At 62.9% G+C, this 13,706-nt stretch carries 16 protein-coding genes; 7 read left to right on the top strand and 9 right to left on the bottom strand.

Annotated features, from left to right (window positions below; translation table 11 throughout):
• Positions 1-21: 21 nt before the first annotated feature.
• On the bottom strand, positions 22-1,461 hold the full coding sequence (gene der, locus AC1DYW_RS09715; RefSeq protein ID WP_477225990.1) for a ribosome biogenesis GTPase Der: 1,440 nt from the start codon (positions 1,459-1,461) through the stop codon (positions 22-24).
• The gene (locus AC1DYW_RS09710) at positions 1,458-2,123 is read right to left on the bottom strand and encodes a tetratricopeptide repeat protein (RefSeq protein ID WP_095091881.1); all 666 of its coding nucleotides are present in this window, start codon (positions 2,121-2,123) and stop codon (positions 1,458-1,460) included. The genes der and AC1DYW_RS09710 overlap by 4 nt, the downstream gene beginning before the upstream one ends.
• 191 nt (positions 2,124-2,314) lie before the next feature.
• Between AC1DYW_RS09710 and AC1DYW_RS09705 the strand changes: the two genes are divergently transcribed.
• Positions 2,315-3,322, top strand: coding sequence for a polysaccharide deacetylase family protein (locus AC1DYW_RS09705; RefSeq protein ID WP_477225989.1), 1,008 nt, complete (start codon positions 2,315-2,317; stop codon positions 3,320-3,322).
• Positions 3,323-3,352: 30 nt separating this feature from the next.
• Here the strand turns inward: AC1DYW_RS09705 and sbmA are convergent, their stop codons facing one another.
• The 3 genes from sbmA to AC1DYW_RS09690 all read right to left on the bottom strand — a co-directional run bounded on the left by sbmA (position 3,353) and on the right by AC1DYW_RS09690 (position 6,227).
• The gene (gene sbmA / locus AC1DYW_RS09700) at positions 3,353-4,612 is read right to left on the bottom strand and encodes a peptide antibiotic transporter SbmA (protein ID WP_477225988.1); all 1,260 of its coding nucleotides are present in this window, start codon (positions 4,610-4,612) and stop codon (positions 3,353-3,355) included.
• Positions 4,613-4,725: 113 nt separating this feature from the next.
• Positions 4,726-5,883 (bottom strand): YbfB/YjiJ family MFS transporter, encoded by a 1,158-nt coding sequence (locus AC1DYW_RS09695; RefSeq protein WP_477225987.1) that lies wholly within the window; start codon positions 5,881-5,883, stop codon positions 4,726-4,728.
• A gap of 119 nt (positions 5,884-6,002) precedes the next feature.
• Entirely contained in the window at positions 6,003-6,227 is a 225-nt protein-coding gene (locus AC1DYW_RS09690; RefSeq protein WP_095091877.1) for a hypothetical protein, read from the bottom strand.
• Between the two features lie 95 nt (positions 6,228-6,322).
• Here AC1DYW_RS09690 and AC1DYW_RS09685 point away from each other — a divergent pair, with 95 nt between their 5' ends.
• From AC1DYW_RS09685 to AC1DYW_RS09675, 3 genes are read left to right on the top strand one after another with little or no spacing between them, the layout of a single operon-like run.
• Positions 6,323-7,291, top strand: coding sequence for a LysR substrate-binding domain-containing protein (locus AC1DYW_RS09685; RefSeq protein WP_477225986.1), 969 nt, complete (start codon positions 6,323-6,325; stop codon positions 7,289-7,291).
• 26 nt (positions 7,292-7,317) lie between these two features.
• Complete coding sequence (locus AC1DYW_RS09680) at positions 7,318-8,574, top strand: aminopeptidase (protein WP_477225985.1); 1,257 nt, start codon at positions 7,318-7,320, stop codon at positions 8,572-8,574.
• A 21-nt stretch (positions 8,575-8,595) separates the two neighbouring features.
• A complete protein-coding gene (locus tag AC1DYW_RS09675; RefSeq protein WP_477225984.1) occupies positions 8,596-8,952 on the top strand; it encodes a DUF488 domain-containing protein in 357 nt (118 codons plus the stop codon).
• Positions 8,953-9,192: 240 nt separating this feature from the next.
• On the opposite strand, the gene AC1DYW_RS09670 is transcribed toward AC1DYW_RS09675, so the two are convergent.
• Positions 9,193-9,549 carry an ArsC family reductase gene (locus AC1DYW_RS09670; RefSeq protein ID WP_477225983.1) on the bottom strand — a complete coding sequence of 119 codons (357 nt, stop codon included), beginning with the start codon at positions 9,547-9,549 and terminating at the stop codon, positions 9,193-9,195.
• A gap of 155 nt (positions 9,550-9,704) precedes the next feature.
• Here AC1DYW_RS09670 and AC1DYW_RS09665 point away from each other — a divergent pair, with 155 nt between their 5' ends.
• The 3 genes from AC1DYW_RS09665 to AC1DYW_RS09655 are packed head-to-tail and all read left to right on the top strand — an operon-like array spanning position 9,705 to position 11,106.
• On the top strand, positions 9,705-10,268 hold the full coding sequence (locus tag AC1DYW_RS09665) for a dihydrofolate reductase family protein (RefSeq protein WP_477225982.1): 564 nt from the start codon (positions 9,705-9,707) through the stop codon (positions 10,266-10,268).
• Between the two features lie 5 nt (positions 10,269-10,273).
• Positions 10,274-10,630, top strand: coding sequence for an ArsR/SmtB family transcription factor (locus AC1DYW_RS09660; RefSeq protein ID WP_477225981.1), 357 nt, complete (start codon positions 10,274-10,276; stop codon positions 10,628-10,630).
• Positions 10,627-11,106, top strand: a complete 480-nt coding sequence (locus tag AC1DYW_RS09655) for an SRPBCC family protein (RefSeq protein ID WP_477225980.1) — start codon at positions 10,627-10,629, stop codon at positions 11,104-11,106. The genes AC1DYW_RS09660 and AC1DYW_RS09655 overlap by 4 nt, the downstream gene beginning before the upstream one ends.
• A 99-nt stretch (positions 11,107-11,205) precedes the next feature.
• Here AC1DYW_RS09655 and AC1DYW_RS09650 read toward each other — a convergent pair whose 3' ends face one another.
• From AC1DYW_RS09650 to AC1DYW_RS09640, 3 genes are all read right to left on the bottom strand, one after another.
• Positions 11,206-11,559, bottom strand: coding sequence for a SnoaL-like domain-containing protein (locus AC1DYW_RS09650; protein ID WP_477225979.1), 354 nt, complete (start codon positions 11,557-11,559; stop codon positions 11,206-11,208).
• 413 nt (positions 11,560-11,972) lie between these two features.
• Positions 11,973-13,058, bottom strand: a complete 1,086-nt coding sequence (locus AC1DYW_RS09645; RefSeq protein WP_477225978.1) for an ABC transporter ATP-binding protein — start codon at positions 13,056-13,058, stop codon at positions 11,973-11,975.
• Positions 13,048-13,656 carry a cupin domain-containing protein gene (locus AC1DYW_RS09640; protein ID WP_457153034.1) on the bottom strand — a complete coding sequence of 203 codons (609 nt, stop codon included), beginning with the start codon at positions 13,654-13,656 and terminating at the stop codon, positions 13,048-13,050. The genes AC1DYW_RS09645 and AC1DYW_RS09640 overlap by 11 nt, the downstream gene beginning before the upstream one ends.
• Positions 13,657-13,706 lie beyond the last annotated feature (50 nt).

Here is a 13,706-nt window from a genome sequence, read left to right as displayed (position 1 = left end):
GCGCCAGACAGGCGCAGATGCTCAGCTGCGTTTCTTGGCCCTGCCGGCGAACGGGTTGTCCGAGGTGCGCAGCGCAATGCGGATCGGCACGCCGGGCATGTCGAAGGCTTCACGCAAGCTGTTGGAGAGATAGCGGACATAGGATTGCGGCATCGCCTCCGGCCGCGAGCACTGGACGACGAAGCCCGGCGGCCGCGTCTTGGCCTGGGTGACATATTTGACCTTCAGCCGACGACCGGCGACGGCAGGCGGCGGATGATGCGCCAGGATGCTTTCCAGCCAGCGGTTGAGCTTGCCTGTCGAGACGCGACTGTTCCACACCTTGTGGGTCTTCAGCACCGCATCCATAAGCTTGTCGAGGCCGCGCCCGGTTTCGGCCGAGACGGGCACCGCCTGGATGCCGCGCACCTGCGGCAGCAGCCGCTCGGTCTTCTCGCGCAACTCCGCCAGAAGCTCCTGGGGATGGTCGATCAGGTCCCATTTGTTGAAGGCGATCACCGGCGCCCGCCCCTCGCGGATGATCAGGTCGGCGATCTGCAGATCCTGCTTCTCGAAAGGAATGGTGGCGTCGAGCACGATGATGACGATCTCGGCGAAGCGGATGGCGCGCAAGCCATCCTGCACCGACATCACTTCCAGCTTTTCGTGGATCCTCGCCTTGCGGCGCATGCCGGCCGTGTCGAACAGTTTCAGGCGGCGGCCATGCCAGTCCCATTCGACGGAGATGGAATCACGGGTGATGCCGGCTTCCGGCCCGGTCAACAGCCGCTCCTCGCCGATCAGCGCGTTGATCAGCGTCGATTTGCCGGCATTCGGGCGGCCGACCACGGCGATGCGCATCGGCTTGGTGTCGTCGTATGAAGGCACATCCTCCGCATCCGGGTCGACGATGTCCTCGCCGATCAGCACCTCGCCGGCGACGACCTCTTCGCCTTCGCCGTCTTCTTCTTCACCAAAGGCGCGCGCCTCGCCAAGCGCTCCGATCACCGCGTCGCGCAGGTCGGGCATGCCCTGGCCGTGTTCGGCCGACACCGGGATCGGCTCACCGAGGCCGAGCTCCCAGGCCTCCAGCATACCGCCCTGGGCGCCTTTCGCCTCGGCCTTGTTGGCGACCAGCACGACCGGCTTGCCGGACTTGCGCACGATCTCGGCGAAAGTCTTGTCATCGGGCATCAGGCCGGACTTGGCATCTACCGTGAAGAAGATCAGGTCGGCCTCGCGGATGGCAATCTCGGTCTGCGCCCGCATGCGGCCGGGCAAGGTCGAGGCGGCGGCATCCTCGAAGCCGGCCGTGTCGATGACGTCGAAATGCAGGTCGTAAAGCTTGGCGGCATGCACGCGGCGATCACGGGTGACGCCCGGCGTGTCGTCGACAAGCGCCAGCTTCCTTCCCACCAGCCGATTGAAAAGAGTCGATTTGCCGACGTTAGGTCTGCCGATGATGGCGACTTTGAAGGTCACGACGCACTGCCCGACCCGCGGATCAGCTCGGACATCAAGGTTGCCCGCTCACGAGTGTTGCGCGGGGCGCCGTCATCGGCGGCAATCTGGTCGAACAGCTTCAGCGCATCCTGGGTCTTGCCTTCCTTCCAGGCGGAAAGACCGAGCGCCTCGCGCGCCGTGTGGCGCAGCGTGTTGGTGTCTGACGTAAGCGCCTCGACCCGGCTGGAGACATCGGCGAAGGAGCCATGGTCGACAAGCAGGAGCGCTGCCCTGAGCCGGGCCATGTCGCGAATGCCTGAAGGAATGGCCGTGTCGGCGGCGACATCGTCGAAGTCCTTGACGGCAGCGTCGACGTCGCCCTTGCTGGCCTTGACAGTCGCGGCGCGCATGCGGGCAAGCAGCGGATAAGCGCCGTAGCCATCCTTCTCCAACTGGTCGAGAGCGGTCAGCGCTTCGTCGTTCTTGCCGTCATTGGCAAGCTTCAGCGCCTGCGAGAACGCATCGCCGGAGCGATTGGCGCGCGTCTCGTCCCAATAGCGATAGCCGACGAAGGCGGCGGTGCCGAGCACCACGAGGATCGCGAGGACAAGCAAGGCGGGACCGAAACGGTCCCATAGCTTCTGCGCCTGTTCGCGACGCATCTCGTCGTTGACTTCACGGATAAAACTGTCGTCGGACATCAATCAAACCATTCCTGCCCTCTCGGGCCGTTGTCAGCCCGCGTTTTAGCGAAATTTTGTCGGCATGGAAGGGGTTCGACGGGAAAATCGCCCAATCCCAGGGCCGGCCGCCCAAAAGGCCAATCGTACCCGCGCCACATTTGCGCGATAGCCGGCTTCCAGACATCCTCCGAGTCAAGATCAGATTGCCGATGTATCGTTCGTTCCGCGCTGTTGCGTTTTCCCTCGCTTCGCTCGCCACCGCCGGTGTGGCTTTGGCCGATCCGCCGGCGCCACCGACGCCGGCAAAGCCCAGGCAGGTCGTCATCATCTCGTTCGACAGCGCCCGCGACATTTCGCAGTGGAAGCGCAGCCGCGCGCTGGCGCAGCGCACCGGGGCGCATTTCACCTATTTTCTGTCCTGTGTGTTCCTTCTGTCGCCGGAAACGCGCAAGGAATACACGGCGCCCGGCAAGACATCAGGCAAATCCAACATCGGCTTTGCCGCCTCCAAGCAGGAAGTGAGCGAACGGCTCGAGCAGATCGGACTTGCCGCGCATGAGGGCCACGATATCGCCAGCCATGGCTGCGGCCATTTCGACGGCAAGGACTGGAGCAAGGCCGACTGGCTGAAGGAGTTCGGCTCGTTCGAGCACATTCTCGAGAACGCCTACGCGATCAACGGCATCGCGCCCGAACCCAACGGCTGGCGCGATTTCGCAAGGCATGCGGTGGTCGGTTTCCGCGCGCCGTATTTGTCGACAGGCAAGGCACTCTACGAGGCGCTGCCGGCGGCCGGCTATCAATTCGACGCCAGCGGCGTCTCGCAGGGCCCTGCCCGGCCGACGGCCAGCCACGGCATCATGCACTTTTCACTGCCGCAGATTCCGGAAGGACCGAAATCGAGGCCAGTGATCGCCATGGATTACAATCTCTATGTCAGACATTCCGGCGGCTTCGAGCGGCCGAGCAAGGCGGACGGGTTCGCCAACCGAACCTACGATGCCTTTCGCACCGCCTTCGATGCGCAATATCAGGGCAAGCGCATTCCGCTGGAACTCGGCTTCCACTTCGCCCTGATGAATGACGGCGCCTACTGGAACGCGCTGGAGCGCTTCGCCGGCGAGGTCTGCGTCAAGGCCGATGTCGAATGCATCAGTTTTCGCGACTATGTTTCGCGGCAGAAAGCCGGCGAGACACAGGCATCGGTTGGCGGCTGAGCCGCCAACCCGGTTCCAAACCTCAGCTCTTTAAGCCGGGTCCTCGGCGCCTTGGCGTTCCAGATAGCGCTGATCGATCGGCGGCAGCGGCTCGCCTTGCAGCGTCGCTTCAAAGGCGCGCAGGCGTTTGTGGACCGATTGCAGCTCGACGATGGTCGACCAGGAGGTGAGCAGAAACTGCAGCGAACTCGTCACTTTGCCGAATGCGTTCGAGATCTGGTTCAGTGCGCCGAAGGTTATCTTGTGCGCCACCAGTGACGGCCCCAGGATCAGCAGCGAGAAGATGTTGTCGGCCTGCAGATACGTATACCGGACCACGTTGAAATATATGTAGTGGAAATAGAGCCTGAAATAGTTGTGACGAACGTTCGCGAACAGCTCGGCGGTGGTAGCTGGCTGGGCCCTCTCCGCATGATCCTCGCCATAGACAAGTTCCTTGCGATAGGCGGCCTCAACACGCTGGTTGCGAAACTGCAGTCCCGGAAGTTTCAGCCCGGCAATCATCACCGAGATCGTCCCGAACAGACACCAGGCCAGGGCTGCGACAACCAATGGCTGCGGGATCGCGCCGACAATCGGCAACTCGCTGATGTGAGCTTGCAACTGGATCATGACCGGCAGGAATGCGATCAATGTCATGATCGACTGGACGAAGCTCGAGCCGAGATCCTCCATGATCTGCGAGAACCGCATCGTGTCTTCCTGGATACGCTGCGAGGCGCCCTCGATATGGCGTAGCCTGCCCCAGTTCTCGACGAAATAATTGTTCATCGCGGTGCGCCAGCGGAAGATCCAGTGGCTGACGATAAAGGCGTTGACCACCTGCACATTCATGCCGACGAGCGCGAGCCACGAAAAATCGGCCAGCCCGATGTAAAACTCACCGTTGGTCGACTTTCCAGTCCCCGACATCAGCCCCTGCACATAGTCGAAGAAGGGACCGTACCAGGCGTTGACCGCGACGCTGACCTGCACATTGAAATAGATGAAGAACAGGATGACCGCCGTCATCAGGATCGACCAGCGCTGCCAAGGATGCGGCGAATACCAGTTCCAGAACGCGTAGAAGACGAGCACGCAAAACGCGAAGTAGAGATAAAACCAGAGAAACGGCGGCGACAAAAGGATGGCGATGCCGATGATGGGGGGCGCGCCAGCCGCGGCCGGCGGCAATCCGAAAACGGCGCCCAACTGCTCGCCGCCGAAAAACCAGAACAGGATCGCCGCAAGGCTCCAGATGGCTGCCGAAGAGAAAAAAAGCTTCGGCTGCGGGAAGAAGGATACGAACACTGTGGGGGATTCCTCGGTCGATGCGCAAATCAGCGGGGTTTAGCGGGCATAAAGTCACATATTAGGTGGAAAGCAAATGCCTACCCGATGCCCGGCATCGAGCAACCCTATAATCATGGCGATTTTGGCGCGGCCGACCATGTGATGGCGCCGGAGACGACCAGCATCACTGCGGCGGCGATCGAGGCGAGGAAGAAATCGCCTGACATCTGCGCCAGCAACCCGGCGGCGATCGGGCCGATGATCTGGCCAAGGCCGAAGGACGCCGTCATAAAGGCAAAGATACGCCGCGGCGCTTTTGGCGCCTGGTGCCGCGCGGCCTGCAGGCCAAGTGCCGTGATGGCAATGAAGGTGCCGCCGAGCAACAGGCCGCCAAGCAGTGGCCCTGTGCGTCCGCCGATAGCCACGCTGGCGGTGACGCCCGCAACTTCGATGAAGCATGCCAGCGCATAGGCTGCGTAAAGCCCGATCCGGGCGGCGATCTTCTGCCAGAGCCAGGTGGAGGGAAAACCGGCAAGGCCGGCGACCATCCACACCATCGCCTCGAAGACGCGGCTGCCGCCGCCTTGCCGGACGATGGCGACCAGGAACGTCGCCGTCACCACATAGCCAAAACCGAACAGGCCGTAGGCGACGATGATCTTCATCAGCGACCAGTCCTTCGGCAGCGCCGGCTCGCGCGTGGCGTCGCCATTGGCGAGTGGGCCTTCGTTCGCCAACAGCGCCACGACGACGAAACCGCAAGCCGAAATTGCCGCCGACCAGAGCCAGCCAGCCGCCCAGCCGGCATGTCCGGTGACCAGCGCCGCCATCATCGCCGCGGACACCGCGATGCCGAGACCAACGCCGCCAAAATGCCACGCCTGCAGGTCGCCGCGGCCGGCAGCGTTAATATGACTGAAAACGATGCTGGCCATGAACACCATGACGAAGGCGCTGGCCAGGCCGGCCAGAAAGCGGATGACGAGAAAGGCGACCATGGTGTCGGACAGTCCCATCAACGCAGCAAGGGCAGTGCTGGCGCCGAGACCCACCAGCATCAGCATGCGTTCACGTCCCTGCGCCCAACCGCCCGCCGCCGCCAGCGCGCCGACAAGGTAGCCAAGATAGTTGGCGGAGGCGATCCACCCGGCATCGGCCGGCGACAGATGGAGCTCCTCCATCATGCCAGGCAGGATCGGCGTATAGACAAAGCGGCCGATGCCCATGGCAACAGCCATGGCGATCATACCGGCGATGACGAAACGTAGTGCTGTCGAGGTGGCTGTCATTGCAGTGCACAATTAAGTGCGCGAGGCTGTGAAACAATCCACCTTTGGTTGGGCCAGCGCGGTCGCAGTGCGCGGCGCTCGCCTCGACTTTTGCTTAAGCCGGAAAGCGAGGCGTCCGTTTAGCAGCGTCCACCGAAACCCGCATGCAATGAAGCAGTCTCGTGCACCGTGCGGAGCGCCGTCAGCCTGAACGGCACATCACCCAATTCGCGCTCCGACATGGTGTTGAGCACAGGATGCGAAAGCGGATCGGTCAGCCATCTCTGCGTCACGCTCTCCCGGCTTGGCTCTTGCGGAGCATGGGTCGAGAAAAAGATCTTCAGCGATGACAACATGCTCAGCATTTTCGGCTCCACGGGTCTGGCTCCCTCCGTAAAGTGTGCCGTTCCGATGTGTCTTTCAATTGAGATTTCAGCCGGATCGGTTTAGAAAAACTCAAATGGCCATGCTCAATCGCGTCCATCTCAACGGCCTTCGCGCCGTCGAAACCGTTGCCCGTCTCGGCTCGCTCGCGGCGGCCGCCGGCGAACTCAACGTTTCCGTCAGCGCCGTCAGCCAGCAGATCAGCCGCACCGAGAAGCAGCTCGGCCAGGCGCTGTTCGAGCGAACGGCGAGCGGTCTCGTGCTGACCGAGTTCGGCGCCGCCTTCGCGGCGCGCCTCGGTGCGGGGTTTCGCGAGCTTGCCCACGCCGTGGCGCTGGCCGACGAGGCGACGCAATGCACATTGGTGGTTTCGGTGGCGCCAGCCTTTGCCTCTAAGTGGCTGCTGCCGCGGCTGTCGCGTCACTTCGCACGTCATCCCAACGTGCTGTTGCGCATCGACGCTTCGGTGCGGCTGGCCGATCTCGACCACTCCGATATCGATATTGCCATCCGGCTCGGCGACGGCAAATGGCCGGGCGGGAGGGCGGAACTGCTTTTAGCCCAGGAAGTCTTTCCGGTCTGCGCCCCGGTGATCGCCAGGAAACTGAAATCGATCGAGGATCTTGCCCAGACCTGCGCCATCACCGACGAGCGGGCCATGATCAACTGGGAAAGCTGGTTCGAGGCAGCCGGCGTTCCACCCGTCACCTTCCTGAAGGGCGCGCGCTTCACCGATCCGATGCTGTGCCTGGAATCGGCGATCGCCGGCCATGGCGTGATGCTCGGCTGGCAATTGCTCACCGCCGATGCGCTGGCCGACGGCCGGCTCGTGGCGCCGTTCGGAATCCGCGCCCAGAGCGGTCTCGGCTATTGGCTGGTGACCTCCTCGGCCAAGGCCGAAAACCGCAAGGTCCGGGATTTCAAGGTCTGGATCAAGGAAGAGATCGAGGCGACGATGGCACAGTTCGGGTCGCCGAATGCGGCCACCGCACCCACCGGTGGGATCGCGGTGGAAAGCACCGTGGCACCGGTCTATGTAGAGTGAGACATCAAACTACGGCAGGCAGGATCATGACCACACATTCGCGCGGCGTTGCCGCATCGATAGACCCGGTGAAGCTCGACAGGCTGGCGGAAGTCGCCATCAAGGTCGGGCTGCAGTTGCAACCCGGACAGGACCTGGTGCTGACGTCGTCGATCGCGGCACTGCCGCTGACCAGACGGATCGTCGAGCATGCCTACAAGGCCGGCGCCGGGCTGGTGACGCCGATCTTCAACGACGACGAGATGACGCTGGCGCGCTATCGCTTCGGCGCCGATGCCAGTTTCGACCGGGCCGCCGGCTGGCTCTATGAAGGCATGGCTAAGGCCTTCGCCAACAATGCGGCGCGGCTTGCCGTACGCGGCGAGGATCCGTCGCTGTTGTCGGCGCAGGATCCGGCGAAAGTGGCGCGCGCCAACAAGGCGAATTCGATGGCCTATCAGCCGGCACTGGAGAAGATCACCGGCTTCGATATCAATTGGAACATCGTCGCCTACCCGGATCTCGCCTGGGCCAGGCAGGTCTTCCCGGATGATGCCGACGACGTTGCCGTGGCGAAGCTCGCCGACGCCATCTTTGCGGCGTCGCGGGTGGACGTCGAAGACCCGATCGGCAACTGGAAGGCGCACAATGCAGCACTTCGTGGCCGCACCGAATGGCTCAACGGCCACAATTTCCATGCGCTGCATTTCACCGGGCCGGGCACCGACCTGACCGTCGGGTTGGCGGACGGCCACGAATGGATGGGCGGCGCCTCGACCGCCAAGAACGGCATCACCTGCAACCCGAACATCCCGACCGAGGAAGTCTTCACCACGCCGCATGCCAGGCGCGTCGAGGGCCATGTCTCCTCGACCAAGCCGCTGTCCTACCAAGGCACGCTGATCGACGAGATCTCGGTGCGTTTCGAGGAGGGCCGGATCGTCGAGGCGAAGGCTTCGAAGGGCGAGGACGTGCTGAAGAAGGTGCTCGACACCGACGAGGGCGCGCGCCGTCTCGGCGAGGTGGCGCTGGTGCCGCATTCTTCGCCGATCGCGGCCAGCGGCCTGTTGTTCTTCAACACGCTGTTCGACGAGAACGCCGCCTGCCACATCGCACTCGGCCAGTGCTATTCGAAGTGCTTTGTCGATGGCGCCTCGCTCAGCCAGGACGAAATCGCCGCACGCGGCGGCAACAAGAGCTTCATCCACATCGACTGGATGATCGGCTCGGACAAGATCGACATAGATGGCGTCCACAAGGATGGCGCTCGTGTGCCGGTGATGCGCAAGGGCGAGTGGGCCTGACAGGCACTTGAGGAGCGTCGGATGGCCTTCGACCTGGCGGTCAAGCGGATCTACGAGCCGCCGGCGCCCGACGATGGGCAACGGGTTCTGGTCGACCGGATCTGGCCACGCGGCGTCAGCAAGCAAGAGGCCGTGCTGGCGCTATGGCTGAGGGAGATCGCACCGAGCGACGGCTTGCGCGGATGGTTCGGCCATGCGCCGGAGCGCTGGGCGGAGTTTCAGAAGCGATATCGGGCTGAGCTGGACGGGAATGCAGAGGTAGTCGGGCAGTTGCGTGCGCTGCTCGACACGGGAAAGGTCACGCTGCTCTATGGTGCGCATGACGAAGCGCACAACAATGCGGTGGCGCTGGCGGCGTATCTCAGAAAGTCGGATTGAAGGGCGCCTATTCCCTGCAACGGTGGCGATTGGCCGATCTCCCCACTTGCGGGGGAGATGCCCGGCAGGGCAGAGGGGGGTGCTGTCCCTCCGGTCTGTCAACTAATTGCAACTGCGGCCACGTGCTTCGACAGGCCCCTTTGGAATAAGTCGGCCGACGGTTGGCGATCCTTCCCACCCCCCTCTGGCCTGCCGGCCATCTCCCCCGCAAGGGGGGAGATCGGCAGCTTCGCCGGCCTGCTACTCCAACCCGTCCACCGCCTGCTGATAAACATCCGGCTTGAAGCCGACCAGAATCCTGTCGCCCAGGTCCAGCACCGGCCGCTTGATCATGGTCGGCTTGGCCAGCATCAGCGCCTTGGCCTTCTTCTCGTCGAGGTTCTGCTTGTCCGTGTCGGCCAATTCGCGAAAGGTCGTGCTTGCCTTGTTGAGCAAGATTTCCCAGCCAACCTTGCCGACCCAGCCATCCAGCCGCTTCGCCTCCAGCCCTTCCGCCCTGTAGTCGTGAAAACGATAGGGCACATCATGACCTTCCAGCCAGACGCGTGCCTTCCTGATCGTGTCGCAGGTGGTGATGCCGTACATCGTGATCGTCAAGCGCACTTCCCCAAACTTACAGGTCGAATCCGCTCCCAGCCTAGAACCGCCCTTCCCGCTTTGCCAGCACCCCTGGTTGGCATCCTTCGAATTTTGGCTGTTGCCAACACTAAGGAATTTTCCTAAGTAATGGCCAAAGCCGGAAAGGAATGACCATGGCCAGGATCGTTGTATCGCAATTCATCTCCATCGATGGCGTGATGGAAGCGCCGGGAGGCGAGCCGGGCTACCGGCACACCAACTGGGTCGGCAAACGCCACGAGGCCGGACAGATCGAGTACAAATTCCAAGAGGTACTGGACCACGAAGCGCTGCTGATCGGCCGGGTGACCTATGAAAGCTTCGCGGACGCCTGGCCGACCTACAAAGGCGCCTTTGCGGATCGGATGAACAGCATGCCGAAATATGTGGTGTCGGCGACGGTGAAGACCCCGGCCTGGAACAACACGACAGTCCTTCAAGGCGAGCCGATGGCCGCCATCCGTAAACTCAAGCAGGATCTGAAAGGCGATATCGTCGTTGGCGGCAGCCGCACGCTGGTCAATGCGCTCAAGCAGCACGACCTTGTCGACGAATACCGGCTGATGGTGTTCCCGGTCATACTCGGCAGCGGCACGCAGCTTTTCGACAGGACCGAGGACGCGACGGACCTCAGGCTGGTCGACACACGCTCCTTCGCCAACGGCGCCGTGGTGCTCACCTATCGTGTCGAGCGGTGATCGCCATGACAAGTCTGCAATCCGCGACACAAACACCGCCACCAATCGACGGCATCTTTCGCGCCCTGTCGGACCCGACGCGGCGACGCGTGGTGGAGCGGTTGAACCGCAGCCCCGCCTCGGTCAGCGAACTCGCGCAGCCCTTCGACATGGCCCTGCCCTCGTTCATCGAGCATCTGCGGGTTTTGGAGGGCTGCGGGCTCGTGCGTTCGCAAAAGACCGGCCGGGTCAGGACCTATCAACTGGCGCCGGAGCCGCTGAAGCTTGCCGAAAACTGGCTGGCCGAACAGCGCACGCTCTGGGAGCGCCGCCTCGACCAGTTCGACGCCTATGTGATGACCCTGAAGGAGAAAGACGCATGAGCTATCCGTTCAAGCCGGACCCCAGGCTGGACCTCGTGCTGGAGCGTGTCGTCGATGCGCCGCGCGAGTTGTTGTGGAAAGCCTGGACGACGCCGGCCCATGTCAAGCAGTGGTTCACGCCGAAGCCGTGGACCGTCACCGACTGCGAGATCGACCTCAGGCCGGGCGGGCTGTTTCGCACGCGCATGCAGTCGCCTGACGGCAAGGAGGTCAGCGACCGCCATTGCTGCTATCTGGAAATCGTGCCGAACGAGAGGTTGGTGTGGACGGATGCGCTGCTGCCGGGTTATCGGCCGTCAAGGGAGCCGTTCATCACCGCGGTCATTTCCTTGCAGCCGGACGGCAAGGGTACGCGCTACACCGCCACCGCCATCCACCGCGACGAAGCGACCCGCAAGAACCATGAAGATATGGGCTTCTTCGATGGCTGGGGCACGGTGGCGGATCAACTGGCAGAGTACGTGAAGACGATTTGAACTCTCACATGCGGCCGGGCTATCGTCCCGGCCGCCATGCTTATTTTCAAGCCTGCAGCGAAGTGAGCAGGCTCCCGGAGTCCGGTATTATTTCCGGCCTCAATAGTAGAAGCGCTCTTCGGTGATCTTGCCGTTCTTGACCGTGTACACGCCGACCTCATCCATGGTGACACGCTCGCCCGTAGCCTTGGGCGTTATGTCAAACTTGAAGCGCACTGCGAACTGGTCGCCGTTGACATAGGGGCCTTCGACCGAGCCGCCATGGACTTCGTGGTTCTCTTGCCACCATTGGCCCTTCTGCTTGAGGGCCTCCTTGCCACGGGAGACGGCCATCGGCCCCTCCATGGCTTCGTAGCTGACGATTTCGTCGGCATTGTATTTCTCAGCGGCACCGTGGTGGTCGCCTTGCTGTAGGAGTTCGGTGAAATCCTTGGCAATTTCCGCGATGGTCATTTGTGTTCCTCCTGTTCTGACGCATTGCAATTAGGGGACAGCCTGTTGGCCTGCCATCATCGATCCGCTTGGTAGCTGACAAGCGATGTCAGGATGATGATATCGCGCGGGGTATGTGACGACGATTTGAGGGAGCGATCGGCGGATCACATCGCCCTCAGCGGCCGGCCGTTTGGGCCACCATGACCGCTTTGGAATGCCGAAGTCGATTTCGCCTTGCAGATACATACGCATACGCCCGCAGAAGTACGCTCCTGCCTTGTACAGCAAAGAACAAAACAGGAACTTAGCTTCGAGTCAAGCGTGGAGTTTCCAAGCCTACGATACCACGGGTGTGCCACCCATCTGCCGTCGGTGAAGCAGTCCAGATAACTGCTCACCTGCGGTGCTCCGGTTCTGGAATGTCGGTGAAACTAGCCCGGCAGCACAGGGCAGTTGGCGCCGCGGCGTAGGCTGATATGCGCCACATCGCCGACGCTGAATTGAAAACCATCGGCCTGGCGCGGTGCGTCGATGACAACAGGCGCGCCCTGCCCGAGTTCGGCATGCAGGCGCAACGTGCGGCCGTGAAAGACGATGCTGTTGACGCGCGCCGGCGCCGTGCCGGGTGCCGCTTCGGTGGCTGCCAGTAAATCCTCGGGCCGCACGCCGACGGTGCGGATCGTGCCTTCGGCGGGAGCCTCGCCGGTTTCGGAGGTCGCTTCCAGCGGCAAGGCACCCGCGGCGAACCGCAAGCGGTCGCCGTCGCGCCCGATAAAACGCGACTGCAACAGGTTCATGGTGCCGATGAAACTGGCGACGAATGTGGTCGCGGGCCGGTCGTAGAGCGTCGCTGGCGGCGCGATCTGCTCTATGCGGCCCTTGTTCATGACGACGATGCGATCGGAGATCGACAGCGCTTCGGTCTGGTCGTGGGTGACCATGACGAAGGTGGTGCCGAGCCGCGACTGCAGCCGCTTCAGCTCGACCTGCATCTGTTCGCGCAGATGCGCGTCGAGCGCCGACAGCGGTTCGTCGAGCAAGAGCACGCGCGGTTCGCAGACGATGGCGCGAGCAAGCGCGACGCGCTGGCGCTGGCCGCCCGACAGTTCGGAGACGCGGGCGCCGAGCTTGTCGGCCAGACCAACCATATCGAGGGCTTCGCCGACGCGCTTTGCCTGCTCGGCGCCGGAAAGTTTTCGCAAGGACAGACCGAAGCCGACATTTTCGGCAACGTTCATATGCGGAAACAGCGCGTAGTCCTGGAACACGGTGTTGACTGGCCGGTCGTAGGGCCTGAGTGCCGTGATGTCACGGCCGTCGAGCAGCACCTTGCCGCTCGACGGGCTTTCGAAGCCGGCGATGACGCGCAGGCTGGTGGTCTTGCCGCAGCCCGACGGCCCAAGCAGGGTGAGAAACTCGCCGCGGACGATGTCGAGATCGACGGCGTCGAGGCCGACAATGCCGCCGGGAAAGATCTTCGAGACCGCCTGCAGCCGGACAAGAGGATCAGGCGCCATCGCGAACCTCGGACGGCTTGGTGGTGTTGACCCAGAGGATCTGGCAGCGCTCGGCGCCCGGATTGCGGAAGGCGTGCAAAAGCGTGCTCTTGAACGCAAAACTGTCGCCGGTCTTCAGCACGTAGTTCGTCGAATCCACCACCAGCTCGACCTCACCCGAAACGACGAAGCCGAATTCATGGCCGGCATGGGCATAGGCCTCGGCGGTGCCGCCGCCTGCTTCCACCGACACGAGCATGCCAGTCAGCGTCGCACCCGGCGGCGACAGCAGCGCCTTGGCGATGCCTTCGGACTTCACCGGAATGGCGCGGCGGCTGTTGGCACGCACGCAATAGAGATCGCTAACGGCATCGTTGCCGTCGGCGATCAGCGCCGACGGCTCGATATCGAGGGCGGCCGCGAGCGGCCAGATCACCTTGACGCGCAGCGAGGACATGCCGCGCTCGATCTGGCTGAGCGCGCCAATCGACACGCCGGCCCTGGCGGCCAGATCGGCCAGCGACAGGTTGCGCTCAAGCCGCAACGCCCGCACGCGCCGGCCAACCCGCACATCGGCATCGTCCTTCGGCTTTTCAGCCGCTTCGTCCAGCATGTCCATGCATTCGTCCTCGTTGCAGTCAACTTTTGGGCGGGGCGCTTGCTGGGCTT

It is taken from the genome of Mesorhizobium sp. P2_D5 (assembly GCF_056404355.1).
The sequence above is the reverse complement of the archived record's forward strand: the minus strand, read 5'-3'. Positions and strand labels throughout refer to the sequence as shown.